This window comes from Ciceribacter sp. L1K23, assembly GCF_018122705.1.
Taxonomy (GTDB): domain Bacteria; phylum Pseudomonadota; class Alphaproteobacteria; order Rhizobiales; family Rhizobiaceae; genus Allorhizobium.
Window position 1 is genome coordinate 2,839,046 of the sequence record NZ_JAGRRC010000001.1, and the last position, 25,887, is coordinate 2,864,932.

A 25,887-nucleotide genomic window follows, 5' to 3' on the forward strand; every position below is an offset into this window, starting at 1 on the left:
AGTTCGTTTACCCTCCTGCCGAGGACACGCCAAGAACCTATCGGCGCGCGAACAAGCTTATGTGAACGGACCATAACGCAGCATATTTCGGCGACCGACCCGGACCGGCAATAGCAAGGGACGTCAAACACTTAGAGCCGTGAATATTGCCCTCTTGCAGCTTCGCTCTTGATGAGTGAATTCTGATCCACCGCATTGCCGGGATTTCGTCACATCGCTGTTACCCGGTGTGACTAGTCCAGAGATTGGAACCATTCCAGAAACCAACTCTCGGAGGCCATCATGACCGAAGTGAACAAGAACCACCTATCGTGGGACGAGTGGGACGAACTGCACAATCCGCCCCCGGCCGTGACCGATTTCGACCGCGTCGTCGAATCCGCAATTTCGCGCCGCGGCTTCCTCGGTGGCGTTCTCGCCATGGGCTCTGCCGCTGCCGCCATGGGCACGCTCGGCAACCTGATGTCATCCACATCGGCCCAGGCGCAGGAAGCCGCCTCGCGCTTCCCGTTCAAGCCGATCGCGATCCAGACGGATGCGACCGTGCATGTGCCGGAAGGCTATAGCTGGAAGCCGCTTGCCAAGTGGGGCCAGCCGCTGTTCTCGAACGTTCCGGATATCGACCACGAGAAGGCCGTTTCCGTCGAGCATTCCGACAAGGTCTTCGGGGAAAACACCGATGGCATGGAGAGTTTCCTGATCGGCACCCATCAGGTCATCGCGGTCAACCACGAATACGTCAATCCGGAAATCAACCTGCCGCACGCGCCGGAAGGTGTGCCGCAGTCGGCTGACGACGTGAAGATCCTGCAGAACATGCAGGGCGTTACCGTCATGGAAATCGCCGAAGGGGAAAACGGCTGGGAAATCGTGCTCGACAGCCCGTTCAACCGCCGCATCCATCACAATACACCAATGAAGATCTCGGGTCCCGCAGCAGGCTCCGAGCTCCTGAAAACCGCAGCTGATCCCAACGGAACCGACTCCCTCGGCACCTTCAACAACTGTGGCGCCGGCAAGACACCGTGGGGCACCTACCTCACCTGCGAAGAAAACTTCAACGGCTATTTCGGCACCACGAATGCCGAATTCCAGATGCCCGACGACTACAAGCGATACGGCATCGCCGCTGAAACCCGCTACGCCTACGAAAAGTTCGACGAGCGCTTCGATGTCGCCAAGAACCCGAACGAACCGCGTCGCGCCGGCTACGTCGTCGAGATCGATCCGTCGGACGCCTCTTCGACCCCGATCAAGCGCACCGCGCTCGGCCGCATCAAGCATGAGAACGCTGCCGTCACCATTGCCCGCGACGGTCGCGTAGTCGTCTACATGGGCGACGACGAGCGTGGCGAGTTCCTCTACAAGTATGTCTCCAACGGCATCTACGTTCCGGGGGGCGACACTTCCAAGCTGCTCGACGAGGGCACGCTCTACGTCGCCAAGTTCTCCGACGACGGCACTGGCCAGTGGCTGGCGCTGACGGAAGAATCGACCGGCATGAAGATGGACGAGATTTGCGTCTTCACCCGCATGGCCGCCTCCAAGGTCGGCGCAACGACCATGGACCGTCCGGAGTGGGTCGCCGTCAACCCGGTCGCCATCGAGGCTTATTGCTGCCTGACCAACAACAGTCGTCGCGGCGAGGTCAAGGATGGCAAGCTGCGCACCAATGCCGGCGGCGACGAGATGGCCCTCAACGCCGTCAATCCGCGCGAAAAGAACGAGTATGGCCAGATCGTCCGCTGGTATCCGGACGCGGAAGACCATACCAGCGAAGCGTTCAAGTGGGACCTGTTCGCCATGGCGGGCAATCCCGCCGTGCACCAGGGCACGCTCTATGCCGGTTCGTCCAATATCAACGAAGGCAACATGTTCAATTCGCCTGACGGCATGATGTTCGACTCAACCGGTCTCGTCTGGATCCTGACGGACGGCGAAGATTCCAACGAAGGCGATTTCGCCGGCCAGGGCAACAACCAGATGCTCGCCGGCGATCCCGTCACCGGCCGTATCGAACGCTTTCTCACCGGCCCGAAGGGTTCGGAAGTCACGGGCCTGACCTGGACGGCCGACAAGCGCACCATGTTCGCGGGCATCCAGCATCCTTCCGCTCCCTTCCCGGATGGCGACGGCAAGCTACCCCGGTCGACAATTGTGGCGATCCGCCGCGAAGATAACGCGCTGGTCGGCTGATACCGGCACAGTGCCACCAACTTGGAAGCGCGCCGGCGACGGCGCGCTTTTCGTTTGCGATGCACATCGATAGAAATCGTTCAGCGGCGCCTCTCGCGACCGGCCAGCAATCAAGGAAAGCTGCTCATGTTGTCGCCAACCCGTTCCATTCCCGGCCTCGTCTGGGCTTACTATGTCGACCCGGCCGGCGGCACGGCAAATCGCCTGGAGCCGGACGGCGAACTTCCCTCTTTCGCCGACGGAAACGGGTTTCTCTGGCTGCATCTCAACCTCGTCGATACGCGGGTCAGCGCTTTCCTCGACGACTTTCCGGGACTGTCAGCCGAAGCGCATACCGCGCTGACGACACATGAAACGCATGCAGCGGTCACCGTCGACGAACAATTGGCCTTCGGGACGCTGGTCGATTTCCAGCGGGAATTCGATGCCGAGACGCGGGACATCGGCTGGCTGCATTTCGCGCTCTCGGACCGGTTCATCATCACCAGCCGCCTGCAACCGATCCGCTCCATCGACAGAGTGCGTACGGCGCTTGAAAAGAATCCTGCCAAGTGCACCAACCCGATGCAACTGTTCGAGATGCTGGTCGCGGAGTTTCAGCGCGGCCTGATCAAGGTCGTGATGGAGATGACCGAGGAGCTAAACGCCATTGAGGATATCGTCTACGACAGCGAACTGCGGGACGAGCGCCGCCAACTGGCTTCCGTGCGGCGGGTGGTGGTGCGGCTTTATCGCCACCTGCGCACGCTGCTGTCGCTCATGCGCCGCGCCGCCGCCAGCGACGAGGAAGACATGCCTTTCGGCTTCGATGAGGTCGCGCGACGGCTGTGCGCCCGGCTGGAGTCAGTGGACCACGATGTGCATGCTCTGCAGGAACGCGCCCGCCTGCTCCACGAAGAAATCGATTCGAAGCTATCGTCAGAGACCAACCGGCATCTCTATATCCTGTCGCTGATGACGGCCTTCCTGCTGCCGGCATCACTGGTGACCGGCTTTTTCGGCATGAACACGACCGGCCTTCCGTTCGCGGACGGGCTTCACGGTACCTTGAGCGCTTTTGGCTTCATCGCTTTCTCAGTTTTTCTGTCCTGGCTTGTGCTGCGGCGCGCCGGGATACTCTAGCTATCGTTCCTGACCCACGCCTGTTCCTGGACGGGATGGAACAAAACCGCGTCTCATCCGTACGACCTTCTGTGTCCAATCAAAACAATAACGGGAGGCGCTCGATGAGCACGTCGCCAGCTTTGGCCCTGACCGCCAGGGGATACCCCCTTTCCGGGCTGTTCGTCCCTTTTCCATTCGTCTGCTTCTTTCTCGCCCTTCTCACCGACATCGCCTATTGGCAGTCGTCATATCTGATGTGGCAAAACTTCTCCGCCTGGCTTCTCTTTGCCGGTCTGGTGGGCGGGGCATTGGCTCTCATTGCCGGCGCGATAGATCTTCTGCGTCCCCGCACACTTGATATGCGCCCGACACTGTCGGCGGTGATCGCATTCGTCGCGACCCTCGTGCTCGCATTCGTCAACAGCTTCGTCCACGCCGGCGATGGATGGACCGCGGTCGTGCCCTATGGCCTCATCCTCTCGGCGGTCACGGTCATTGTCATCGTAGTCACCGTTTTCATTTCGGCCGAACACCGCACCGCAATTCACTGGAGGCTGCCATGAGACACCCCGTCCAAAATCGCCACCGCATCCTGATGGCCTCGGCGATCGCACTCCCCGTATTACTTGTGGGTTGCGGCGATTCAGATGATTTCGACATCTCTCAGCAGATCGGGCCAGATCCGGTTCTGCCCGAGCCAAGCGCAGAACTGATGCCGGACCTCAAGGTTGCGGAAGTCGTCGGCTGGGAAGACGGGCAAACGCCAACCGTCCCAGAGGGCTTCACCGTCACTGCCTATGCAAGGGATCTTGCGAATCCCAGAACTGTCCACACATTGCCCAATGGCGACGTCCTGGTAGTGCAAGGCAAGGCGCCCGGAGGCAAACCGCTCGAGCGCCCGAAGGACTACATCCGCGGGTGGATCATGTCTCTCGCCAAGGGTGGCGGCGGAGAGAGCAAGGAAAGCAATCTCATCACTTTGCTGCGCGATGCTGACAGGGACGGAACCGTCGACGAGCGCCACGACCTCCTGACCGGACTCAACTCCCCGTTTGGCGTGGCCTGGGTCGATGATACGCTTTATGTCGCAGCAGCCGATGCGATCCTCACCTATCCCTACAAGCTGGGAGAAAACACGATTTCGGCGGAGCCGACGGTGCTGACACCGTTGCCGGGTGGCCCGATCAATCACCACTGGACAAAGGATCTGGCCTTGTCTCCCGACGGCCGTTTCCTCTACGCCTCGGTCGGGTCCAATTCCAATGCCGCAGAGCGCGGCATGGAAGCCGAAAAAGGTCGTGCTGCCATCTGGCTCGTTGATCGCCAGACAGGAGCCGCCAAAGTTTTTGCCTCCGGCCTTCGAAATCCAAATGGACTTGCGATCAACCCCCAGTCCGGGGCGCTGTGGACCGTTGTCAACGAGCGGGACGAACTCGGTCCCAACCTCGTTCCTGACTACATGACCTCTGTCCAGGAGGGCGGCTTCTACGGATGGCCCTGGAGCTACTACGGAAACCATGTCGACGAGCGTATCCATCCACCGCGTCCCGATATGGTGGAGACGGCTATCAAGCCGGATTATGCGCTTTCCAGCCACGTCGCGGCTCTGGGCCTGACCTTCAGCATGGGGTCTGCAATGCCGGAGGCCTATGCCAACGGGGCCTTCGTCGGCGAGCACGGCAGCTGGAACCGGACGAATTTCAACGGCTACAAGGTCGTTTACATCCCCTTCGAAAACGGGATGCCGACCGGTATGGCCCAAGATGTCGTAACCGGCTTCCTTGATGGCGATCAGGCACGGGGGCGGCCAGTGGGTGTCGGCATCGACGGGACTGGTGCCCTGCTTGTGGCCGACGACGCGGGCAATACGGTCTGGCGGGTCGCGCCCGCAGACGGTACGGTCGTTCCGGAGCCCATAGGAACAGATCGAATGCCACCGCAATCGCCGCAGGCTTCGACGTCGGCGCTGGATCAGACCGATTCTGCAGAAGGATTTCAGGACGGGGGATCAACCGGGGTCCAACGGGGCGGAAACCAGGAAACGGGTATAGCAAACCCCGCGCAAACCGAAATCGCGCCGGCCGTCCAGCCTTCAGGAACCACGCAAGACGGCGATGATCCGCCAAACGCGCCGACACCTTGATTTAGGCAACGAAAAAGCCCGGCACGGTGGCCGGGCTTCTTCACTGTCTCGTGCCTCGCTCAATAGTAGGGCGAGTAGCACTGCTGGCGGGGGCCGTTGTAGGGCTGGAAGGTGTTCGACCGGGCGTCATACGAACGATACCGGTTCGCGCACCACTGGTAGTGACGCGGGTTCACTCCGGCCGCACGTGGCGGTGCCGGCTGGGCTATCGCGCCGCCGATGATTGCACCGGTCGCAAACGCTGCAAGCGGGAACCAGTAACCGTTGTGGTAGCGATAGCCGTGGCGATGGTGGCGATAGCCACGGTAGCCGCGGTAATAGCCGTTGCCGTGCCTGTTGTAGTGGCGACGATATTGGACCTGGGTCACATCCGTCGACTTCTGCAGAACGGGTGCCGGAAGCGGCATGGCCGCCTGTGCGGGCAGATAGCTCGTAGCAGCCATCGCCGCTGCGAGTCCCATAGCCGCCAAGCTCTTGATCGAGATCTTCATGACTTTCTCCCTTCGCGGGCTCATCGAGAGGCGAGCGTCCCGAGTGGTACGCTCTGGCTCTCCACAGCCTTTTAAGATGCTAATAAACCCAAGCTGAACCCGGGATTAACGAGGTTGTCGGAAGAAAATCTCGCACTCGGGCTTTCGCTGCCCCGATAACGCATCTGATCGCGTTTGGTTTCCGCAAGCTTCGCGAAACCGACCGGTGGCAGGGTCGCCAGCAAGCGGGCGTTAACACCGACGCACTAGAATGAAGCTCGCCGCGACAAGGCGGAGAGGCCGGGGCATGACCAAACTCAGATACTACGCCAAGACCGATCAGAAACCGCCGGAGCCGGGTCTACCGCCCGCCATCCACTCGGAATTCCTGCGAACCGGGCGGATATCAAGGCGCCGCGACGACTGGCTGCCGGAGGAGCGCCGCTACCTCACCTATGAGGAAGTGGCTGAAAAGACCGGCCGAAAACTGGAAAACGCCGCGACGACGACACATACGCGCCTGAACGGCTTTCACCGCTCGATCCAGTTCCCGAAGATCATCTTTCACCGAACGCTTGCAAACAGCCCGCATCTCGGCTACTGCCACGTCACGGCTGCGAAGACGAACTTCGCGAAATTTGCCGACGTGAAATGGTCGTTCTACATCGCCAACTTCTTTTCGGAAATCGGCGACGCGGAGCAGTTCTTCGAGAAAATCCAGACGCAATATTCGAGGATGTACTTCGCCGTGGCCATCGAGCCTGACAAGGCGCTGAAAACCCTGAAGATCGATCGCTCCATCCGCGACAACGGGCTGCTGTTCCGGACGCACGATCCAAAAGAGGCGCTGAAGAACGTGCTCAAGCTCGGCGCGGCGACACCGGAACTGCGTGCCGCCATCGATCGCCTCTGAGTGGGCGGATAGCCGACCAGCTTCAGGCTGGCCGGACTTCCTTCTTGTAGATCAGCCAATCCTTCGGAACATAGGAGCCGTCGCTGTAAATCGTGACGGTATTGCCGCCGGCAGCCTTGGAGGTGGCCAGTGCCTTCTCGGCGAAGCTCATGAAATCGAACGCATTCGGCGCCTGCGGCGACAAGCAGATGCCGAAGGACATGCCGATCTGCCCGGTCGCTCGTCCCGAGCCGGAATTCACGACTGCGGTCGCCCGCAACTTGGAGCGAACCAGTTCGATGATGCGGCTGATCTCGTCCTGATCGCTGGTATAGAACAACAAGCCGAAGCGCCCTCCATCGAAACGGCAGGCAAGATCCTCGGTGCCGGCAACGGCTTCGACAACCTTGGCGACCTGTTTCAGGAAACGGTCCCCGACAGCCGGGCCCATTTGCTCCGCAAGGCGCGCATAGTCATCGATTTCACCGACGGCGAGACCACACAAGACCGGCATCTCGGGGTTCACATAGACCTTCGCGAGCGCCTTGTTGAAGGCACGGCGGCTACCGAGACCGGTGAGCGGATCAACGAATTTCGCCGTTTCTGCATCTTCCGCCTGGCGCTGCATGTCGGCCAGTGCCGCTGTCTTCCCGACAACGGTGCGGACGACATTGCTGTTCTCGCTGGCACGCTTTTCCGTTGCCACCTTGAGCGCCTGGATCGACTGGCCGAGTTCGGCGTGATCGATCGCGCCGTCCGTCAGGATCACCTTCGAGGCGTTGCCAATCAGCCGGCCGTAGTCGCTGAGCGATATCTTTTCCTCGTTGAGGAGACTGATGAAGCTGCTCATCTCGGCGCGGACCTTGCCGTTCTGCTGCGCCAGGAGACCTTCCTCATGGTGATGCGGCAGATATTTGCGGCCGAGTTCGTCGAGCGCTTCCTGAGTCTTGTTCTTCCCGAGGGCGATGAAGTCGCGCACCAGGTCGGGGTTGCTGCCCGAATAGGCTTCGTAGACCAATTCGTAGTTTCGCGGCAGGCCGTCGATGCCCATCTGGTGCATGGCGGTCGCAACCCGCAACGCGATGCTGGAAGCTGGATTTTTCAATGGCTGCATCGACTTGGATACCCCGAAAGATAAACGATGGTCAGAACGAAACGGACTGTACACGAGGAATTCCATCTTTCTCTTACAACGATCCTTAAATGTTTAACGATCGGTCCAAGACGATCCGAAGCAGAGAAAAAGACTGTTTGATCAGCAAGCCCTAGACGCGGTATTGAGCCCTGAACTGCCGGACAGGACTGATGGCCAAACTGATACCGATCGAACAGCAAAGCGATGTCGCCCTGACGGAGGCTTTGACCCTGCTTGTCGCCGGCCACCCCGTCGCGTTGCCGACGGAGACCGTCTACGGACTGGCGGCGGATGCCACCAATCCCAAAGCGATCGCCGCGATCTACGAGACGAAAGGGCGTCCTCAGTTCAACCCGCTGATCTGCCACATGGCCGATCTCGCCATGGCCGAACGTCATGCAGTGTTCGATCCGGTGTCGCGGAGGCTGGCCGAGCATTTCTGGCCGGGGCCGCTGACGCTGGTCCTCAGCATCAGGGACGGTTCGGCAATCCATCCGCTGGCAACGGCGGGGCTTGATACGGTCGGCATTCGCGTGCCGCTCGGGTTCATGCGGCGCCTGATTTCTGCCTTCGGCCGTCCCCTCGCCGCGCCGAGCGCCAATCTGTCAGGACGGATCAGCCCGACGACGGCACGCCACGTCAACGAGGATATCGGCGACCGGATCGATCTGATCCTCGACGACGGTGCCTCGCGCGTCGGTGTCGAGTCGACCATCGTGAAGGTCGAGGATGGGCGTATCCGTCTGTTGCGACCCGGCGGCGTCGCGGTTGAAGATATCGAGACTGTCACGGGGATCAAGGTTGATCGGCCCCAGTCTGCGGGCGCGGCCATCGAGGCTCCCGGCATGCTGGCATCGCACTACGCACCCGCTGCCCGCATGCGTCTCGATGTGACGGACGTATCGCCCGACGAGGCGCTGATCACTTTTGGCGACGTGACGGTGGCAGGTGCGGATCGGGCTTCGGCGGTGCTGAACCTCAGCCCCTCCGGCGATTTGCGAGAGGCGGCGGCCAACCTTTTCGATTTCATGAAACGCGCCGATGCCGCTGGCGCGCGGACGATCGCTGTGGCTCCCATTCCGATGGCAGGCCTCGGAGAGGCGATCAACGACCGTCTGGCGCGCGCCGCAGCACCCAGGGACAGTTGACAGAGAGGGACCATGACCGCTGCAGCCATCTATCCCCAGGATCTCATCAACCGTTTTGTTGCGATCGTCGGCGAAGCCGCAGCGCTGACGACCTCGGACGATATAGAGCCCTATCTGGTGGAGGGTCGCGGCCTCTATCGCGGCGCGACCCAGCTTGTGCTGAAACCCGGATCGACCGCCGAGGTGTCCGCCATCATGAAGCTCGCGTCTGAAACCGGCACTCCTATCGTCCCGGTGTCCGGGCGTACTGGCCTCGTCGGTGGTCAGGTTCCGCGTGCCGACGGCCGCGACATCCTTCTCTCGCTTGAAAGAATGAACCGGATCCGCGAGGTCGATACCGTGGCCAGCGTCATCGTCGCGGATGGCGGCTGCATCCTCGCCGATATCCAGAAGGCGGCCGATGATGTTGGCCGGCTCTTTCCCCTCTCTCTGGGATCGGAAGGCTCCTGCCGCATCGCCGGCAACCTGTCGACCAATGCCGGGGGAACTGCAGTCGTTGCCTATGGCAATATGCGCCAGCTCTGCCTAGGGCTGGAGGTCGTTTTGCCGACGGGTGAGATATGGGATGGGCTCCGGCGACTGAAGAAGGACAATAGCGGATACGATCTGAGGGATCTGTTCATCGGGGCGGAAGGTACCCTCGGCGTTATCACCGGCGCGGTGCTGAAGCTGTTTCCGAAACCCCTGGGTCGGCAGGTGGCCTTTGCCGGGCTTCACTCGACGGAGGACGCTCTGGCGCTTTTCGAGAATGCCCAGGCCATCTGCGGCGCGGCACTCACCGGCTTCGAACTCATGCCCCGCATCGGCGTAGATTTCACGACCAGGCACATACCGGGCGTGCGGGATCCACTTTCGACCGTGCACCCCTGGTATGTCCTCATCGATATCTCGACCTCCGATTCAGCCGAGACTGCGCAGACGATGGTGACGGCCGTGCTGGAAAAAGGTGTCGAGGCCGGTCTCGTCCAGGATGCCGTGATCGCAACCTCGGTGGCGCAGCAGGATGCCATCTGGCGGATGCGGGAAAGCATGTCGGATGCGCAGAAGCCTGAAGGTGGGTCGATCAAGCATGACGTTTCGGTGCCGGTGTCGCGCGTGCCCGGCTTCATGGCGGAGGCAGATGCGGCCGTCATGGCCGCGGTACCCGGCGCTCGCATCTGCGCCTTCGGCCATCTCGGAGATGGTAACATCCACTACAATATCAGCCAGCCGGTCGGCGCCGACAAGGCGGCCTTTATTGCCCGCTGGCGCGAAGTCAACGAGATCGTCCACGCGATCGTGCGCAAGCACGGCGGTTCGATTTCAGCGGAGCACGGCGTCGGCCAGTTGAAGCGCGACGAGCTGGCCGCGAGCAGGCCCGCTGTAGAGACGGAACTGATGATCAGGATCAAGAAGGCCTTTGACCCCGCCGGCATCATGAACCCCGGAAAGGTGGTGCCGCTGCCATGAAGGGCAAGACCAGCCGCGTGACGCTGCGTATCGATCTCATCAACGGCGCTCGGCTCGGGCCCGGCAAGATCGCGCTGCTCGCCGGCATTGCCGAGCATGGCTCCATCCGGGCCGCCGGCGCGGCGATGGGCATGTCGTATCGGCGCGCCTGGCTGCTTGGCGACGAGATAAACCGCATGTTTCGGGAGCCGTCGATCCTGACGCGGCACGGCGGCAAGAGCGGCGGCGGGGCCGTATTGACCGCGTTCGGCGAGGATCTGTTGCGGCGGGCGCGACAGATGGAAAGCGACAGCCGAAAGGCAATCGGAGACGATCTTCGGTGGCTGGAAGCCGCGATGTCGTCCGAGTACGAGGATAAGCTCGAAAAGAACAGTGCCGCGGATGACGACTAGCCAGCGTCAGTACCGTGGATGGCGGTAGACCCCCTCGGCCGCAAGCGAGACAGCCTTGAACAGGAGGGTGACCGGCATGCCTGCCGCCAGCCCAAGCGATGTGGCTGATCTCCTCGTTATATTGGCGACCAGTCGTTCCCCCGCGCAATTCACCAGCACCGACACGCCAGCCTGTCGTTCATCCAGCTGCTCTACGGAGCCGGAAAGGCGGTTGAGGGTGGACACCTGCCCGACCTCGCCTTTGGCAAGAACGATCTCCGAGGCCGGTATGTAGACCCGAACCCTCCGACCGACGGGCAGATCGGCATGACGGAGAAACAGGCGACCCGATTGGCTCTCGGCGATGGTCAGTCCCTCCGTCGGCGATTGCTCGATGATCGTCGCTTCGATGAAGTTTTCGAGCGGGCCGGAGCCGGGAATGAACGACGTGTCGCCTGGGTGTGACGCCGTGTCCATGACCGTCGCGGCGCGTCCCTCAGACACGGAGATGACACGGGTGGCGAGACGGGTGACCTCCTCGATGGAGTGACTGACATAAATGATCGGAATGCCAGCTTCATCGCGGATGCGCTCAATGTAGGGCAGGATCGATCCTTTAAGACCTTCATCGAGTGCCGAGAGCGGCTCATCCATCAGGAGAAGGCGTGGTCCTGACATCAGCGCGCGTCCGAGAGCGACCCGCTGCTTTTCGCCGCCCGACAGGTCGCCGGGGCGACGACCAAGAAGCGCCCCGATCGCCAGCATCTCCACGAGCTGGTCGACGTCGCGAGAGGACGGTGGCGTGGCGGAGAAGCGAACTCCGTAGCGCAGATTGCTATTGACGGACAAATGCGGGAAAAGCCGCCCCTCCTGAAAGACATAGCCGATGCGGCGGCGATGGGCCGGTACGAAGCGACCGTCCGACGTGTCGACCCAGACATCGCCTGCAAAGCTGATCCGGCCCAAGATCGGACGAGCGAGCCCTGCGACAAGGTTTATAAGCGTGGTCTTCCCCGAGCCGGAGGGGCCGAAAAGCGCCGTCAATCCGACGCCGATCTCCAGATCGACCTTGAGATCGAACTCACCCTGCCGATGGCTGACGGCAATCGACAGGGTCATCGCCCACCCACCTTGTCTGCGATGCGTCGCGAAAGCCATTCCGACGCAAGCATGGCGGCTATCGAAACGGCGATGGAAATGATCGTGAGACGCATGGCGCCAAGCTCGCCGCCGGGAACCTGGGTATAGGTGTAGATGGCGGAAGCAAGCGTCTGCGTCTCGCCTGGAATATTGGACACGAAGGTGATGGTGGCGCCGAATTCCCCCATGGACTTGGCGAAGGCGAGCACGGCACCGGCCGCGAGGCCAGGCAAAGCGAGTGGCAGCGTCACCGTGAGGAACACCCAAAGGGGACCGGCGCCGAGTGTGGATGCGGCCGCCTCGAGCTTGCTGTCGATCGCGTCGAACGAGAGACGGATGGCCCTAACCATCAGAGGAAAACCCATGACGGCGGCAGCGACGGCCGCCCCTGTCCACCGGAACGAAAATACGATGCCGAACCACTCGTCGAGAAAGGCGCCGACCGCGCCCTTTCGCCCGAAGGTCAGGAGCAGGAGATAACCGGTCACCACCGGCGGCATGATCAGCGGGAGATGGACGACCGCATCCAGCAAATTCTTCCCCCAGAACCGACCCCGCGACAGCAGCCAGGCCACGGCGATGGCAAGCGGGATCGAGAAGGCGACAGCGGTGGCGGCCACCTTCAGGCTGAGCATCAGCGCAGTGATTTCTTCTTCGGTGAACGCCAAGCCGGCCCCGCAAACGATCAGTTGGAGGCCGCGAGCGCGGTAAATCCGGCGGCTTCGAACTGTTCGACGGCTTTGGGACTTGAGAGATAGTCAAGGAAGGCACCTGCATCAGCATTCTGCGAGGCCTTGATGACGGCGCCCGGATACACGATTGGCGGATGACTGTCCTCCGGGAAGGTGTCCACAACCTTTACATCCGGATCGGCCTTTGCATCCGTTGCGTAGACGATTCCAAGGGGCGCCTCAGCCCGCGAAACCAGCAACAGAGCCGCGCGGACGTTCTCCGCTTGCGCAACCTTGCCCTGTACCGCCTCCCAGACACCAAGAGACGTCAATGCAGCCTTTCCGTAGACGCCGGCGGGAACGGAATCGGTATTGGCCATCGCCAGTTTTTCAGCGCCCAGCGTTTCCGCGAGCGGAAAATCTTTGGTGATCACGAGCGCTACGGGCGACTCCTTCGGCGCGACAAGGACGATGGAGTTGCCGAGAAGATTGCGGCGGCTTTCCTTGTCGATCAGACCGGCCTTATCGAGATAGTCCATCCAATTGAGGTCCGCCGAAATGAAAAGGTCGGCGGGAGCGCCCTGCTCTATCTGCTTGGCAAGCGCAGAGCTACCGGCAAACGACAACGTCACTTCCTTTCCGGTTTCGTCCTTCCAAGAGGTCGCGATGCTTTCGAGTACATTCTTGAGGCTTGCCGCGGCGAAGACAGTCGGTCCCTCCGCGAGAGCGGTTCCGAGCGACGCCAACGCAAAAGCAAGCGCCAAGGAAATCGCGCGCAGGCGACTCGAGATACCTAGCATGAATGTCATAACGCCTCCGACGGAATCGATATATTTCACTGGATATATCGGTAGCCGAAAAGAGGGATGTCCGCAAGTCAGCCGCGAGCGTCGATCAGCCGGAGCGGAGGGATGCGATCGACATCAAAAGATCGGCGCTAATTCCCTGGTAGCCGTTGGAAAAGATGTTGAGGACGGGATCGGTAGCGCCGTTTTCCATATCCCACATGGCGGTGAACCGCTGAAGGAAGCGCTCGACCTTGGCGGGATCCCGCATCTCAGACAGATCAAGGTTCTTGTCGATGATCTTGGCCTGAACGTCGACGTCAAGATTGGCAAAGTCTTCCGTGTAGCCAAATGTGACGCGGAAGACTTCCGCAAGTGCATCATCGGCGATGATTTCATAGGCGTCGGTGATGCCCTCGATCTTGCGCTCGAAGTAAAGCGCCAGACGCACGGCCTCGTTGCTCGCTCCTTCGTTCTCTTCCAGAGTCTGACGGACATACTGGTTGATGGTTTCGAGGGCGGCACCCCGCTGCTGGATCGTCCCGACGGTGTCGCGTGTCAGGTTGCCTTCGACGTCGAAGTTGAACGATGCCAGCAATTCCGCCCAGGCACCGTCGGACTGTTGATTGACGAAGCTCTTGTCGTCCGTCAGATCGGATGCGAAGACCTGCTTCAGGAAGTCGTCCGTAACCTCATCTGGATCAAAGCCGTTCGAGATCAGCACCACGTCCACGAGTCTTCGATCCGCCAGGAAGTCCTCCGCAGTACGGATGCCCAGAATGTTCTCGGAATAATAGCTCGATTCGGCGTCCGCCTTCTCCCGCGCGGCATCCCGCTCGTCGCCTTCCAGGAACATGATCTTGTTGATGATGTAGTTTGCCGCGACCGTGGTGATCGTGCCCTGGTTCTGCGCGAGCAGCGGTTCAGCGGCCTGTCCTTCGCTGTCGAAATTGAAGAGCGTCGCCATCTGTATCAGGCGATCGTCCTTGGTCTTGTTGGCATAGCTCTTCGGATCGGTGATATCGCTGGTCAGTACCTTTTTCAGCTCGGCATTGGTGTATTCGTCTGGCTCCAGCCCAAATGCCCTTAGCAGAACGATGCGCAATGACTCGTTTGCGAAGATGTCGTCGACCTCGGTGATATCGGCCATCTTGTCGGTGTAGTAGCCGAGCAAGTATTCCTTCTTCTCGACATCGGCATCATCGTAGTATTCCGTAAAGCCGCTGTTTGTCGTAACAATCTGAGAGTTGAGCTGGGCGCTCAGACCGGATTTAACTGTGCCATCGGTGGCAAAATTGAAGGCCTGCGCGACCTTGACCCAGGCGTCGCCACCATTAACGTTTGCATAGTTGGCAGGGTCCGACAGGTCGCTCGTGACAATGTTTTTAAAGACGGTCGAGGTTACGGTCGAATCCAGCTGGAAAGCTGTCTTCACGTAATTGAACAGCCGGCTATCGCTGGTCAGCTCACTGACGGAGGTGATGCTGCCTATCTTTGATGCATAGTATTCACGCTCGCGTTCCAGATAGAACTCCGAGACATAGGTCTGTGCACTGTCGATGTACTCATTGACCGTGAAGGTCATCTGTGAGTCCGTCTGGGGTTTTACGCCGCTCGCAAGCGTTCCATCGGCTTCGAAGTTGTAACCCAGTGCCATCTGGCGGAAGGCTGCAGCCGAGGCCGCGCCGCTTGCGACCAACTGATTGACATAGCTGTCAGGATCACTGACGTCGCTCGTCAGCACCTTCACGAAATGGTCCTTGGAATAGTAGGTCGGGTCTATGCCGTAGGCTTCGACCATATAGTTGAAGAGGCGAGAATTCCGGACAAGCTGCTGCGCGGTCGTGACCGTGTTGATGGTCTTTTCGTAGTAGTTCGTCTCGGTTTCGATCGTGTCCGATTCAGCGGCTATGGCTTCCTCGTAAAGCGACAGCATTTCCGTTTCCTGAAACTCTGTCTGCGCATCTTTTGTCTGGCCATTGAACTGGTACGCCTGCGCGAAGTCACGGTAACGCTCATCCGACAACTGGTTGGCAAAGCTGTTCTCGTCGGAGAGGTCGCTTTCCAGAACCTTTTTCATGAAGGCTTTGGCGTAAGCCATTTCTTCGAGGCCATGCGCCTTCATCGCGTAATTATACAGGCGATAGTCGTCCAGGAACTCCTCGAGTGAGGTGACCTTTCCGATGTTTTCCTCGTAGTAGGCTGACTCGCGTGCGACGACACTGTCGGACTCCACCCGATCGAGACTCGACTTCAGGTCGCGCATCACGAGATTGTAGCTGAGATAGGTCGACACCATGAAACGGCCTCCGAGAAACGTCGCGGTCGACCGACCCTAGCGATCAAAGCTTGTCCCGAACTGTCACCTTCAGAGACCCATCCATTCACCCAATCGAAACCCTAACGCGTGCGAGAATGCTAACCATTTGACACGGCAAAGTTTTCTTAACCGCGATTTTTAAGCTGTCCGGAACAGGCCCGCCCTATGCTTGGAGGTAGAGGACGAAAAAGTCCCGACGAGAAGGCCCCAAACGGCTCTCGGGTAAAACAAGGGTAGCTTGAGCATGACAAACACAGTTTTGAAGCCCGCATGGGCAGGCGCGACATTGCGGCTCGATCCCGCACGGTTTCCGCAGCAGGTGACGTATGCGTTGCGCGGGGCTCCCGGCGACGTGTCGATCACCATCGACGAACGTGGCGCCGTGCTTCGCAAGATCCTTCCGCACAGCGGCCTGCCGCTTTCCTTCGCCCTCCCGGCCGGCGCCTTCAAGGGTGTAGCAGCCCGCGCCATAGATCATGGTGACGGTGGCGTGACCGTGACGCTGGAACTGCATCACGATGATCCGGAACTCTGCATTCCGCTGCTGGTCGCCCACGATCTTTGCGACATCGCCGCCGACTGGCGCAGCTGGGCAGAGGCGTTTCGCATTCCGATGTTGATGGTAGAGGCAGACGGTATCGCGCGCCCGCTGGAAGTCCATCTGGGCGGCGTCCGGACCTCGGACCTGCAGCCCCGTCGCCGCCACTCCTACTTCGCCAAGCGGCGTCCCCGCTTTCTCGTGCGTCGCTCGACCGGCAATCTGGGCGTGACGATGAAGATTTCCGGCAAGGAAATCATTGCGCGGAATTAAGGCAGTCGCGATTAGTGACAAAGGCCGCCAGTCGAAAGACGCTGGCGGCCTTTGCGTATCCAACCCATTGTCCGATCAGACGAATGCGAGCGACAGCACAAGCCCCGCAAAAATGACGGCGCCAACACGCGAATTGAACTTGAAGAGCGCCAGGCATTGAACCGGGTCATCGATATCGAGCACCAGGATCTGCCAGGCCAGCAAGCCTCCGGCAATGACCAGTCCCAGATAGGCCAGGATACCTGCTCCAGCGAGCATGAAGGCAAGCCACAGCAGAAGAAGAGTGAGGCCGTAGAGCGCGATAAGCCACTGACGCGTCCTTTTTCCGAACAGACGAGCGGTGGATCGAACGCCGATCAAGGCATCATCCTCCTTGTCCTGATGGGCATAGATCGTGTCGTAGCCGATCGTCCAGGTGATCGCGGCGACGTAAACGCCGACCGCCGCCCATGACAGGCTGCCAACCAGAGCGGCCCATCCCATCAAACCGCCCCAGGAAAAGGCGAGCCCCAGGAAGAATTGCGGCCAGTCGGTGAAGCGCTTGGCAAAGGGATAGATCGCCACGATCGCCAGCGAGGCGATACCCAGCACGATTGCAAAGCCGTTGAAGCAAAGCAGAACGGCAAGTCCCGTCAACGACTGCGCCACCATGAAGAGTTTCGCCTGCGTGCGGCTGACCCGCCCCGAGGGTAGCGGTCGCGACCGGGTGCGGGCCACGGCCATATCGATGTTCTGATCGACCAGATCATTGTAGGTGCAGCCGGCGCCGCGCATGGCGATCGACCCGATGACAAACAGGACCAGATGGAAGACGAAAATCCGCAGATCGAGGACACCACCAGCGGCGAGATAGTTTGCCGCAAGCGCCGAAGACCACAAGCACGGCCACATCAGCAGCTGCCAGCCGATCGGCCGGTCCCAACGCGCCAGTTGCGCATACGGCCAGACCGGGCGCGGCAAGACCTTGTAAACCCAGTTATCGGAAGGCGCATCAACGACGCGGTCATTGAGATCGTCGATATGCGTCATGGCAAAGCTCCCGATACGTCCGAACGGGGCAAGGTCTAGGCTTGCCCGCAGGCCCGGTCAAGACGACGAGGATAGGAGCGTGCGCCAACACTCACACCGCGATCCGGTCAAGCGGCGAGCGTTGCTGCTCGATCTCCTTGAGCTTCCTCTCCCGCTCATAGATATAGTCGCGGTTGTCCGGAACTGCCGTGCGGCTCTTCACGATCTGCATCTGGAAGATGAAGAAGCTCTCGTGGGTGAAGGCCATTTCCGATCCGGCCAGATAAAACTCCCACATCCGCACAAAGCGTTCGTCATAGAGGGCAATCGCTTCCTGTTTCCGGGCCATGAAACGCTCGCGCCATTGCCGCAGGGTGTAGGCGTAGTGCATCGGCAGGATTTCGATGTCGGCGACCAGGAGGCCGGCCTTTTCCACGCGCGGCAGCACCTCGGCCAGGGACGGGATATAGCCGCCGGGAAAGATGTATTTTTCGATCCAGGGATTGTTCATGAAGGCCGGATAGGGCTGGCCGATCGAGTGCAGCACCATGACGCCGTCATCGGCAAGCACGTCGTTCACCTTGTCGAAATATCGCTGGAAGTTGCGACGTCCGACGTGCTCGAACATGCCCACCGACACGATACGGTCGTATCGTTTGCTGGGCGGCAGATTATAGTAGTCCTCAAGCTCGAAGCGGACGTTCTTTGCCAGGCCGCGTTTTGCCGCCCGCTGCCGGGATATCTTGAGCTGCTCCTCGCTCAACGTGATTCCGGTGACCTCGACATTGCAGCATTCCGCGAGATAGAGGGCCATGCCGCCCCAGCCGGAGCCGATCTCGAGCGTTGTCTGGCCCGGTTCGGCCATGAGTTTGGCCGCGATGTGCCGTTTCTTGGCGAGTTGCGCTTCCTCGAGAGATATCCCGGGCGGGTTAAAGTAAGCGCAGGAGTATTGCCAGTCCGGATCGAGAAAGAGGTCGTAGAGCCTGGCCGAGAGATCGTAATGGTGCGCAATATTGCGCTTGTTGCGGTTGACCGGAATGACGGCGCTCAAGCGTTGCCACGCAAGTCTAGCAACACCGCGCCAGACCATGCCAAACGACAGGTCCTCAGCAAGCGTGTTGGACTTCACCAGCGCAAGAAGGTCATAGATCTCCCCCTCGTCGACGAGGAGGCGACCGTCCATGTAGATCTCGCCGAGCTTTAGCTGCGGATCCCTGTAAAGCTCGTCTTCGGCTTTTTGGTCGGTAAAGCGGATTGTCAGCGGTTTTCCGCTGCCATCGCCGAAATGCTGGATGTGACCATCCGCACCGACGACCTTCAAATTGCCTTGTCGAATAATGCGACCGAGAAGAATACGGAGTGATGAGGCCATCAACACCTCCACAAAACAGTATTTTTAACAGATACCAATGCCCAGAGGTTAGCGCATGCAGCCCAAGAAACAAGCTTGGGATGCATTTGCAGGCTTCATATTTTCTTAACAAATGATCAGATTCGCTGGACGGGGCGCTGCGAAACCGCTCATTTCTTGCGAAGCGCGTCCATCAGAGCCGCGCCAAGACCACCGACGGCATTCTGCTCGGGTCGAGAGGGAGCACGCCCCGGTGCCTGCCGCCCGGCGGAAGGGCCCCGGTTTTCGCGCATCGAAGGAGGCGGTGCTTCGCCCCCGTCCTTGCGCATCGACAGGGCAATGCGCTTGCGCTTCACGTCTACCTCGACGACGCGCACCTTCACGACATCGCCCGCCTTCACTACCTCGTGCGGGTCTTTCACAAACCGGTCTGCGAGTTGCGAGACATGCACGAGGCCGTCCTGATGCACACCGATATCAACGAAAGCGCCGAAAGCGGCCACGTTGGTCACCGTCCCTTCCAACGTCATGCCGGGTTTGAGATCGGTGATCTCGTCTACGCCTTCGGCAAAAGTCGCGGTCTTGAATGACGGGCGTGGATCGCGGCCTGGCTTTTCCAGTTCCGAAAGAATATCCTTCACCGTCGGCAATCCGAACCGTTCGTCGATGAACTGGCGGGGATCCAGCTTCTTGAGTGCTGCGCTATCCCCCATCAATGAGCGAAGGTCACGGCCGCAGGCTGCGACGATGCGCTTGGCAACGTCATAGGCTTCCGGGTGCACGGAGGATGCATCAAGTGGCTCCTTGCCGTTCGGGATGCGCAGGAAGCCGGCGCACTGTTCGAAGGTGCGGGCACCGAGACGCGCGACCTTCAGGAGATCCTTGCGGCTTTCGAACGCACCGGTGACGTCCCGGTGCGAAACGATCGCCTCTGCAATCGAGTTCGACAAACCGGATACACGCGACAACAACGGCACCGAAGCCGTGTTGAGGTCGACTCCAACGGCGTTCACCGCATCTTCCACCACGGCGTCGAGCGAGCGGCCGAGTTTACCCTGGTCGACATCGTGCTGGTACTGGCCGACGCCAATCGACTTGGGCTCGATCTTCACGAGCTCGGCGAGAGGGTCCTGCAGCCGGCGGGCGATCGAGACGGCACCACGCAGAGAAACATCGAGTCCCGGGAATTCCTTCGCGGCAAGCTCGGAGGCCGAGTAGACCGAGGCGCCCGCCTCGGACACAATGACCTTGGTCGGCTTCGGCTGCGTCGACGGAAACTGCGACAGCATGTCGGCAACCAGCTTTTCCGTTTCGCGGCTGCCAGTGCCGTTGCCGATCGCGATCAGTTCGACCTTGTGCTTGCGGATCAACGAGGCAAGTTCGACCTGGGTGCCGCGCACGTCGTTCTTGGGCGGGAACGGATAAACCGTCGTGGTTTCGACCACCTTGCCGGTGCCGTCGACCACTGCGACCTTGACGCCGGTGCGGATACCGGGATCGAGGCCCATGGTAGGACGCGAACCGGCGGGAGCGGCCAGCAGAAGATCCTTGAGATTGCGGGCGAAGACATGGATCGCCTCCTCTTCCGCCCGCTCACGCAGTTCCCGCATCAGGTCGAGCGACAGCGACATCGAAAGCTTTACGCGCCACGTCCATCCTGCGACGTCCATAAGCCACTTGTCGGCGGGGCCGCGTTCGCGGATGTCGAGCGCCGCAGCGATGGTGCGCTGCGCAGGTTTGACCGGCGACGCGTCGTCACGATCCATCTCGATCGAGAGCGTCAGCATCTCCTCGTTCCAGCCGCGCAGCATGGCGAGCGCGCGGTGACCGGGAACCGTCGCCCAGCGCTCGGAATGATCGAAATAGTCGGCGAACTTTTCGCCCGCCTCGGTCTTGCCGTCCACGACCTTGGAGTAAAGTATCGCGCGATCACGCATGTCCTGGCGCAGGCGTCCGAGCAGGTCGGCATTTTCCGAGATCTGCTCGGCGACGATGTCACGGGCGCCCTCCAGCGCCGTTTTCACATCCGTCACTTCCCCGGCCACATAGGCTTCGGCTAGTTTTGCCGGATCGACCATGCGGTCGGCGAGGATCGCCTCCGCCAACGGGCCAAGGCCGCGCTCGCGGGCAATTTCAGCCTTGGTCCGACGCTTCGGCTTGTAGGGGAGATAGAGGTCCTCCAGCTCCGCCTTGGTCACGGCTCCCGCGATCTTCACGGCCAGTTCGTCGGTCATCTTGCCCTGGGAGGTGATGGACTCGAAGATCGATTTGCGGCGGGCATTGAGCTCTCGGAGATAGGTCAGCCGCTCCGCCAGATCGCGAAGCTGGGTATCGTCGAGACCGCCGGTTACTTCCTTTCGGTAGCGCGCGATGAAGGGCACGGTCGCGCCCTCATCGAGAAGGCCGATCGCAGCGGTCACCTGTTCTGGCCGCGCCTTGATCTCCGCAGCGATTATTCCGGAAATGGACTTGATGTCGTCAGCCATGAGGCGTGGGGTTCCTTCGCAAAGTGTGGGCGGACTGTAGTTCGTGAAAACGGCAAGGCAACGGCGCAGGCAACGATTCCACAGGAAAGCGACCAGGGCGGCGGCGGCTTTTTCCTTGACCTTTCCACCGTCCCCCCTTAACCGCCGGCTATCAAGGCAAGCGGAGATCTGGCAATGAAGGTACTGTTGATCGGTTCTGGCGGACGCGAGCATGCGCTGGCCTGGAAGATCGCCCAGTCTCCCCTCCTGACGAAGCTCTTCGCCGCACCCGGCAATCCCGGAATCGCAGAGCACGCCGAACTTGTTTCGGTCGATGTGGATGATCACGCCGCTGTACTCTGCTTCTGTAGGGAGCGCTCGATCGACTTCGTTGTCGTCGGCCCGGAAGCACCGCTTGTTGCAGGCCTGGCTGATGTTCTGCGTGGCGAAGGCATCGCCGTGTTCGGTCCCTCCGCTGCCGCAGCCCAGCTCGAAGGCTCGAAGGGCTTCACCAAGGATATCTGCGCCCGCTTCAACATTCCGACCGGCGCCTACCAGCGCTTCAACAACGCGCCGAAGGCAAAGGCTTATGTACGCCATCAGGGTGCGCCGATCGTGATCAAGGCGGATGGCCTCGCCGCCGGCAAGGGTGTGACGGTCGCCATGACAATCGATGAGGCGCTCGCGGCGATCGACGATTGCTTCGAGGGTGCGTTCGGTGCCGCCGGCGCCGAGGTCGTGGTCGAGGCCTTTCTCGATGGCGAGGAGGCAAGCTTCTTTTGCCTTTGCGATGGCAAGACGCTGCTGCCACTTGCCGCCGCGCAGGACCACAAACGGGTCGGCGATGGCGATACCGGACCCAACACCGGTGGCATGGGCGCCTATTCTCCTGCACCGGTGATGACGCCGGAGATGGTGGACCGGACAATGCGGGAGATCATCGAACCGACGATGCACGGTATGGCGGAAATGGGTCACCCCTTCTCGGGCGTCTTTTTCGCCGGCCTGATGATCACGGCGAAGGGACCGGAACTGATCGAATACAATGTCCGGTTCGGAGACCCGGAATGCCAGGTGCTGATGATGCGGCTGAAGAGCGACCTGCTGCCGATCCTCTACGCCTGCGCCACCGGTACACTCGATCAGGTGCGCGCCGAATGGCATGATCAACCGGCGTTGACGGTTGTGCTGGCCTCGCGCGGCTATCCCGGTTCCTACGACAAGAATACGGCGATCAACGCTATCCCCACCGAGACTGATGGTGCCAAGGTGTTCCACGCCGGGACAGCGTTGAAAGACGGCAAGCTCGTCGCGACCGGCGGCCGGGTCCTCAACGCAACGGCACTCGCACCGACCGTCGCCGAAGCGCAACGACAAGCATACGCCCTCGTGGACAGAGTCTCCTGGGAGAACGGCTTTTGCCGCCGCGATATCGGCTGGCGGGCGATTGAGCGCGAAAAAGCCTGAACAGGCTCCGCAAAAATCGTCAACTCATTCAAATTTTACCATTCGTCGTGACCCGATGGAAACGAACGGCGCATATTCTCCTGGGTAAAGATCAAGGGGAGTCTTCGTCATGCGCCACCTTATGCTCGCCGCCATCGCGACGCTCAGCGTTGCAGCTCCGGCTGCGGCGTCATCCATTGAGGTCGTTGCATCGGCTTCGGTGACGGCTTCCAGCATCACGCAAATCGGATGCCAGTCCTGCCCACCGCTGAAGCCAAGGGAAGGGGTGGCGGATTACGTCGTTCCGGCATTGCCGGCCGGCGCCCAGAAGGTGGAAATGGTCGAGCGCGATGGCCAGCGTACGCTGTTGCGCACCGAATCCTGGATGGGCGGTTCGCCTGTGGTGTTCGTCAGCAAGGCTCCCTACTGGGAGACAGGTGCCAGCGGCACCGCCATGGCGATGGCATCGGAGATCGACCGCACCGCGACGACCGCGGCCATCGATCAGACAAAGACTTTGGATCTGGCATCCTTCGAACTTCGGCTACCCTGAGGCTCGTTCGGATCGCCCTTCCCTGCCCCACCCGGCCCAACGATCCAGGCCGTCGGGGATGACCGCCGCAAGACGGTCCAACGCCCCTGCCTCGGCAGGGGCGTTTCTTTTTTTAGGCCCGTCGATCCCAACTGTATCGCTTTTATACGATTTCTTATCGTTGGGTTTTTGGCCACGTCAATTCATAGAATTTTACCTATAATCCGTGCATTTCTAGGGGAGATTCCGAGGCCATGGGAGGTTTCGGCCTGGAGCCGAAGAGCGCTCCGCATCACGGACTCCTCTTCGCGCTTCGCAAAAACAAATTTGATATTGCGAGGATAAAATGAAGAACATCAAGATTTCACAACAATTGTTCGCGCTGATCGGCGCCCTGATGATTGCTTTCGGCATTGCGACGATTTTCCAGATCCGCACGGCGTCTCACGCCATCTATGCGGAGCGCACGGACATGCTGCGCACGCAGGTGGAGAGCGGCATCGCCATTCTGAAGGCCTACGACGAGCGCGTGAAAAGTGGCGAGCTGTCCCTGGAGCAGGCGCAGGCCGAAGCGTTCAAGACGCTGACATCGATGAAGTACGAGCCAAATGGCTACCTCTTCGGTCTCGCCTATGACGTGACGATGCTGTTCCACCCGGTTCAAAAGCAGGTCGGCCTGAAGCAGGCGGGCCAGCCGGACAAGATGGGCAATCTGTTTCGCGAGGAAATGATCGCCAAGGGTCGGGCTGGCGGCGGCGTAACCGAATACTACTGGGAAAAGCCGACGGAGCCGAATGGCAGCGTGTATCTGAAGGCGGCCTACAGCCAAGCGTTCGAGCCGTGGAAGATCGTCGTCGGCACCGGCGTCTATATCGACGACCTGCAGGTGAAGATCAATGCGATGATCATCGAAGCGGGAACGATCGGTGGAATCGTGGTCGTGCTCGGCCTGATTGGGGCTTACATTCTGATCAGTGGCATCACAAAGCCCCTCAAGGCCATTCACCAGTCTCTAGAAGCGGTCGCGGACGAGAATGTTGCGATCGCCATACCGCACACCGACATGGGCAATGAAGTCGGCATGATGGCGAAGGCCACGCGGTCGCTGCAGGAGAAGGTGCGCGAACGCCACGCGATGGCCGCCCGTCAGGAAGAGCAGCAGCATCAGCTCGACGCCGAGCGTCAGCAGAACGCAGATATGCAACGGTCCGAAGCCGAGCAGCAGGCCCGCGTCGTCTCGACCATCGGTGCTGCCCTCGAACAGCTCGCCACCGGCGACCTGACGATCCGCTGCGGTGATCTCGGCCCCAAATATGCGGCACTGCGCGACAACTTCAACGAGGCACTCTCCCACCTCGAGGCCGCCATGGCCAAGGTCAACGCCAAGGGGATCGACATCGGCGGTTCCAAGGAGGAGATCCGCCGCGCCTCAAACGAGCTGTCGCAGCGCACCGAGCGGCAGGCCGCAAATCTCGAGGAAACGTCAGCGGCGCTCGACGAGCTTACGGTTGCTGTTCGCCAGACCGCCGAGGGCGCCCAGGAAGCCGCCAAGCGGGTGGGCACGGTTGCGAACGAGGCATCCAAGTCCGACGGGATCGTCTCGCAGGCAATCGACGCGATGAGCGGCATCGAGCAGTCCTCGCAGCAGATCGCCAATATCATCGGCGTGATCGAGGACATCGCCTTCCAGACGAACCTGCTGGCACTCAACGCCGGGGTGGAAGCGGCGCGCGCTGGCGAGAGCGGCAAGGGTTTCGCCGTCGTCGCCCAGGAAGTCCGTGAACTCGCGCAGCGCTCGGCCTCTGCCGCCAAGGAGATCAAGGACCAGATCTCCAACTCATCGGGCCAGGTGGAAAACGGCGTGCAGCTCGTCGGCCAGGCCGGCGAGGCGCTGAAGCGCATCTCGGACCAGATCAAGTCGGCAAGTGACATTGTCTCCAAGATCGCCCATTCGGCGGCCGAACAGGACACCACGCTGCGCTCGATCTCGTCATCTATGAACCAGCTCGACTCGGCGACGCAGCACAATGCCGCGATGGCCGAGGAGACCACAGCTTCGGCGGAGGCGCTCGCGGTCGATACGGAGGAGCTGCTTAACCTGATCCGCGGCTTCAAAGTGTCCGGTGGGTCTACCAGCGGCCTTCACCACGTCGCCCATCAGATGCGCCGCGCAAGCTGATTAAACGTATTTACCGCCAGAAGGCCGCCGGACGAATTCTCCGGCGGCCTCTTTCCTTGGCGCTTGGCGATCAACACCTGCGCCAAGTATCGACACGCTGAACGTTTAGTGAAAGCAACCTACAACGATCACGTCTACGACCAACATCAGGCGGATTACAGACAATTTTATCGTTTTATTACCTATTGCGCTGTAATGTTCTTCTGAATGGATCGTGCACGAGGCAATGACGGCCCGGAGCCCATGCAAATTTTGGCAAACGTCAAATGAT

General features: G+C 60.5%; 21 protein-coding genes. 12 read left to right on the forward strand and 9 right to left on the reverse strand.

From position 1 onward, the window contains the following. Window positions 1-282 precede the first annotated feature (282 nt). From J5J10_RS13720 to J5J10_RS13735, 4 genes are all read left to right on the forward strand, one after another. The gene (locus J5J10_RS13720) at window positions 283-2,196 is read left to right on the forward strand and encodes a PhoX family phosphatase (protein ID WP_211930304.1); all 1,914 of its coding nucleotides are present in this window, start codon (window positions 283-285) and stop codon (window positions 2,194-2,196) included. A gap of 126 nt (window positions 2,197-2,322) precedes the next feature. Beyond that, the gene (locus tag J5J10_RS13725; RefSeq protein WP_211930305.1) at window positions 2,323-3,318 is read left to right on the forward strand and encodes a transporter; all 996 of its coding nucleotides are present in this window, start codon (window positions 2,323-2,325) and stop codon (window positions 3,316-3,318) included. Between the two features lie 104 nt (window positions 3,319-3,422). Then, window positions 3,423-3,863, forward strand: a complete 441-nt coding sequence (locus J5J10_RS13730; protein WP_211930306.1) for a DUF2231 domain-containing protein — start codon at window positions 3,423-3,425, stop codon at window positions 3,861-3,863. Window positions 3,864-3,895: 32 nt separating this feature from the next. Further along, window positions 3,896-5,443, forward strand: a complete 1,548-nt coding sequence (locus J5J10_RS13735) for a sorbosone dehydrogenase family protein (RefSeq protein ID WP_249116909.1) — start codon at window positions 3,896-3,898, stop codon at window positions 5,441-5,443. A 59-nt stretch (window positions 5,444-5,502) separates the two neighbouring features. On the opposite strand, the gene J5J10_RS13740 is transcribed toward J5J10_RS13735, so the two are convergent. After that, window positions 5,503-5,934: a BA14K family protein gene (locus J5J10_RS13740; RefSeq protein WP_211930308.1), complete on the reverse strand. Its 432-nt coding sequence runs from the start codon at window positions 5,932-5,934 to the stop codon at window positions 5,503-5,505. Between the two features lie 286 nt (window positions 5,935-6,220). Here J5J10_RS13740 and J5J10_RS13745 point away from each other — a divergent pair, with 286 nt between their 5' ends. Beyond that, entirely contained in the window at window positions 6,221-6,826 is a 606-nt protein-coding gene (locus tag J5J10_RS13745; protein ID WP_211930309.1) for a DUF6656 family protein, read from the forward strand. 22 nt (window positions 6,827-6,848) lie between these two features. Here J5J10_RS13745 and J5J10_RS13750 read toward each other — a convergent pair whose 3' ends face one another. Further along, a complete protein-coding gene (locus tag J5J10_RS13750) occupies window positions 6,849-7,919 on the reverse strand; it encodes a GGDEF domain-containing protein (protein WP_211930310.1) in 1,071 nt (356 codons plus the stop codon). A gap of 191 nt (window positions 7,920-8,110) precedes the next feature. On the opposite strand from J5J10_RS13750, the gene J5J10_RS13755 reads away from it, so the two are divergent. From J5J10_RS13755 to J5J10_RS13765, 3 genes are read left to right on the forward strand one after another with little or no spacing between them, the layout of a single operon-like run. Next, window positions 8,111-9,088 carry an L-threonylcarbamoyladenylate synthase gene (locus tag J5J10_RS13755; protein ID WP_211930311.1) on the forward strand — a complete coding sequence of 326 codons (978 nt, stop codon included), beginning with the start codon at window positions 8,111-8,113 and terminating at the stop codon, window positions 9,086-9,088. A gap of 12 nt (window positions 9,089-9,100) precedes the next feature. Beyond that, the gene (locus tag J5J10_RS13760; protein ID WP_211930312.1) at window positions 9,101-10,537 is read left to right on the forward strand and encodes an FAD-binding oxidoreductase; all 1,437 of its coding nucleotides are present in this window, start codon (window positions 9,101-9,103) and stop codon (window positions 10,535-10,537) included. Continuing rightward, window positions 10,534-10,929 (forward strand): LysR family transcriptional regulator, encoded by a 396-nt coding sequence (locus J5J10_RS13765; protein WP_211930313.1) that lies wholly within the window; start codon window positions 10,534-10,536, stop codon window positions 10,927-10,929. The genes J5J10_RS13760 and J5J10_RS13765 overlap by 4 nt, the downstream gene beginning before the upstream one ends. A 6-nt stretch (window positions 10,930-10,935) precedes the next feature. On the opposite strand, the gene modC is transcribed toward J5J10_RS13765, so the two are convergent. From modC to J5J10_RS13785, 4 genes are all read right to left on the reverse strand, one after another. Further along, window positions 10,936-12,027: a molybdenum ABC transporter ATP-binding protein gene (gene modC / locus J5J10_RS13770; RefSeq protein ID WP_211930314.1), complete on the reverse strand. Its 1,092-nt coding sequence runs from the start codon at window positions 12,025-12,027 to the stop codon at window positions 10,936-10,938. Then, window positions 12,024-12,716 (reverse strand): molybdate ABC transporter permease subunit, encoded by a 693-nt coding sequence (gene modB / locus J5J10_RS13775; protein WP_211930315.1) that lies wholly within the window; start codon window positions 12,714-12,716, stop codon window positions 12,024-12,026. The genes modC and modB overlap by 4 nt, the downstream gene beginning before the upstream one ends. A 17-nt stretch (window positions 12,717-12,733) precedes the next feature. Then, window positions 12,734-13,528, reverse strand: coding sequence for a molybdate ABC transporter substrate-binding protein (gene modA, locus J5J10_RS13780; protein ID WP_249116741.1), 795 nt, complete (start codon window positions 13,526-13,528; stop codon window positions 12,734-12,736). Between the two features lie 85 nt (window positions 13,529-13,613). After that, window positions 13,614-15,803: a DUF1217 domain-containing protein gene (locus J5J10_RS13785; RefSeq protein WP_211930316.1), complete on the reverse strand. Its 2,190-nt coding sequence runs from the start codon at window positions 15,801-15,803 to the stop codon at window positions 13,614-13,616. A 265-nt stretch (window positions 15,804-16,068) separates the two neighbouring features. On the opposite strand from J5J10_RS13785, the gene J5J10_RS13790 reads away from it, so the two are divergent. After that, window positions 16,069-16,635, forward strand: a complete 567-nt coding sequence (locus tag J5J10_RS13790) for a DUF6101 family protein (protein ID WP_211930317.1) — start codon at window positions 16,069-16,071, stop codon at window positions 16,633-16,635. Between the two features lie 75 nt (window positions 16,636-16,710). Here the strand turns inward: J5J10_RS13790 and ubiA are convergent, their stop codons facing one another. The 3 genes from ubiA to J5J10_RS13805 all read right to left on the reverse strand — a co-directional run bounded on the left by ubiA (window position 16,711) and on the right by J5J10_RS13805 (window position 21,480). Then, entirely contained in the window at window positions 16,711-17,664 is a 954-nt protein-coding gene (gene ubiA / locus J5J10_RS13795; protein ID WP_211930318.1) for a 4-hydroxybenzoate octaprenyltransferase, read from the reverse strand. A gap of 91 nt (window positions 17,665-17,755) precedes the next feature. Continuing rightward, window positions 17,756-19,015 (reverse strand): cyclopropane-fatty-acyl-phospholipid synthase family protein, encoded by a 1,260-nt coding sequence (locus tag J5J10_RS13800; RefSeq protein WP_208548580.1) that lies wholly within the window; start codon window positions 19,013-19,015, stop codon window positions 17,756-17,758. Window positions 19,016-19,164: 149 nt separating this feature from the next. Next, window positions 19,165-21,480: a Tex family protein gene (locus J5J10_RS13805; protein WP_211930319.1), complete on the reverse strand. Its 2,316-nt coding sequence runs from the start codon at window positions 21,478-21,480 to the stop codon at window positions 19,165-19,167. Window positions 21,481-21,654: 174 nt separating this feature from the next. Here J5J10_RS13805 and purD point away from each other — a divergent pair, with 174 nt between their 5' ends. From purD to J5J10_RS13820, 3 genes are all read left to right on the forward strand, one after another. After that, on the forward strand, window positions 21,655-22,926 hold the full coding sequence (purD, locus tag J5J10_RS13810) for a phosphoribosylamine--glycine ligase (RefSeq protein ID WP_211930320.1): 1,272 nt from the start codon (window positions 21,655-21,657) through the stop codon (window positions 22,924-22,926). Between the two features lie 109 nt (window positions 22,927-23,035). Further along, on the forward strand, window positions 23,036-23,458 hold the full coding sequence (locus J5J10_RS13815) for a plant virulence effector HPE1-like domain-containing protein (RefSeq protein ID WP_211930321.1): 423 nt from the start codon (window positions 23,036-23,038) through the stop codon (window positions 23,456-23,458). A 325-nt stretch (window positions 23,459-23,783) separates the two neighbouring features. Further along, complete coding sequence (locus tag J5J10_RS13820) at window positions 23,784-25,616, forward strand: methyl-accepting chemotaxis protein (protein ID WP_211930322.1); 1,833 nt, start codon at window positions 23,784-23,786, stop codon at window positions 25,614-25,616. The last annotated feature ends 271 nt before the right edge of the window (window positions 25,617-25,887 follow it).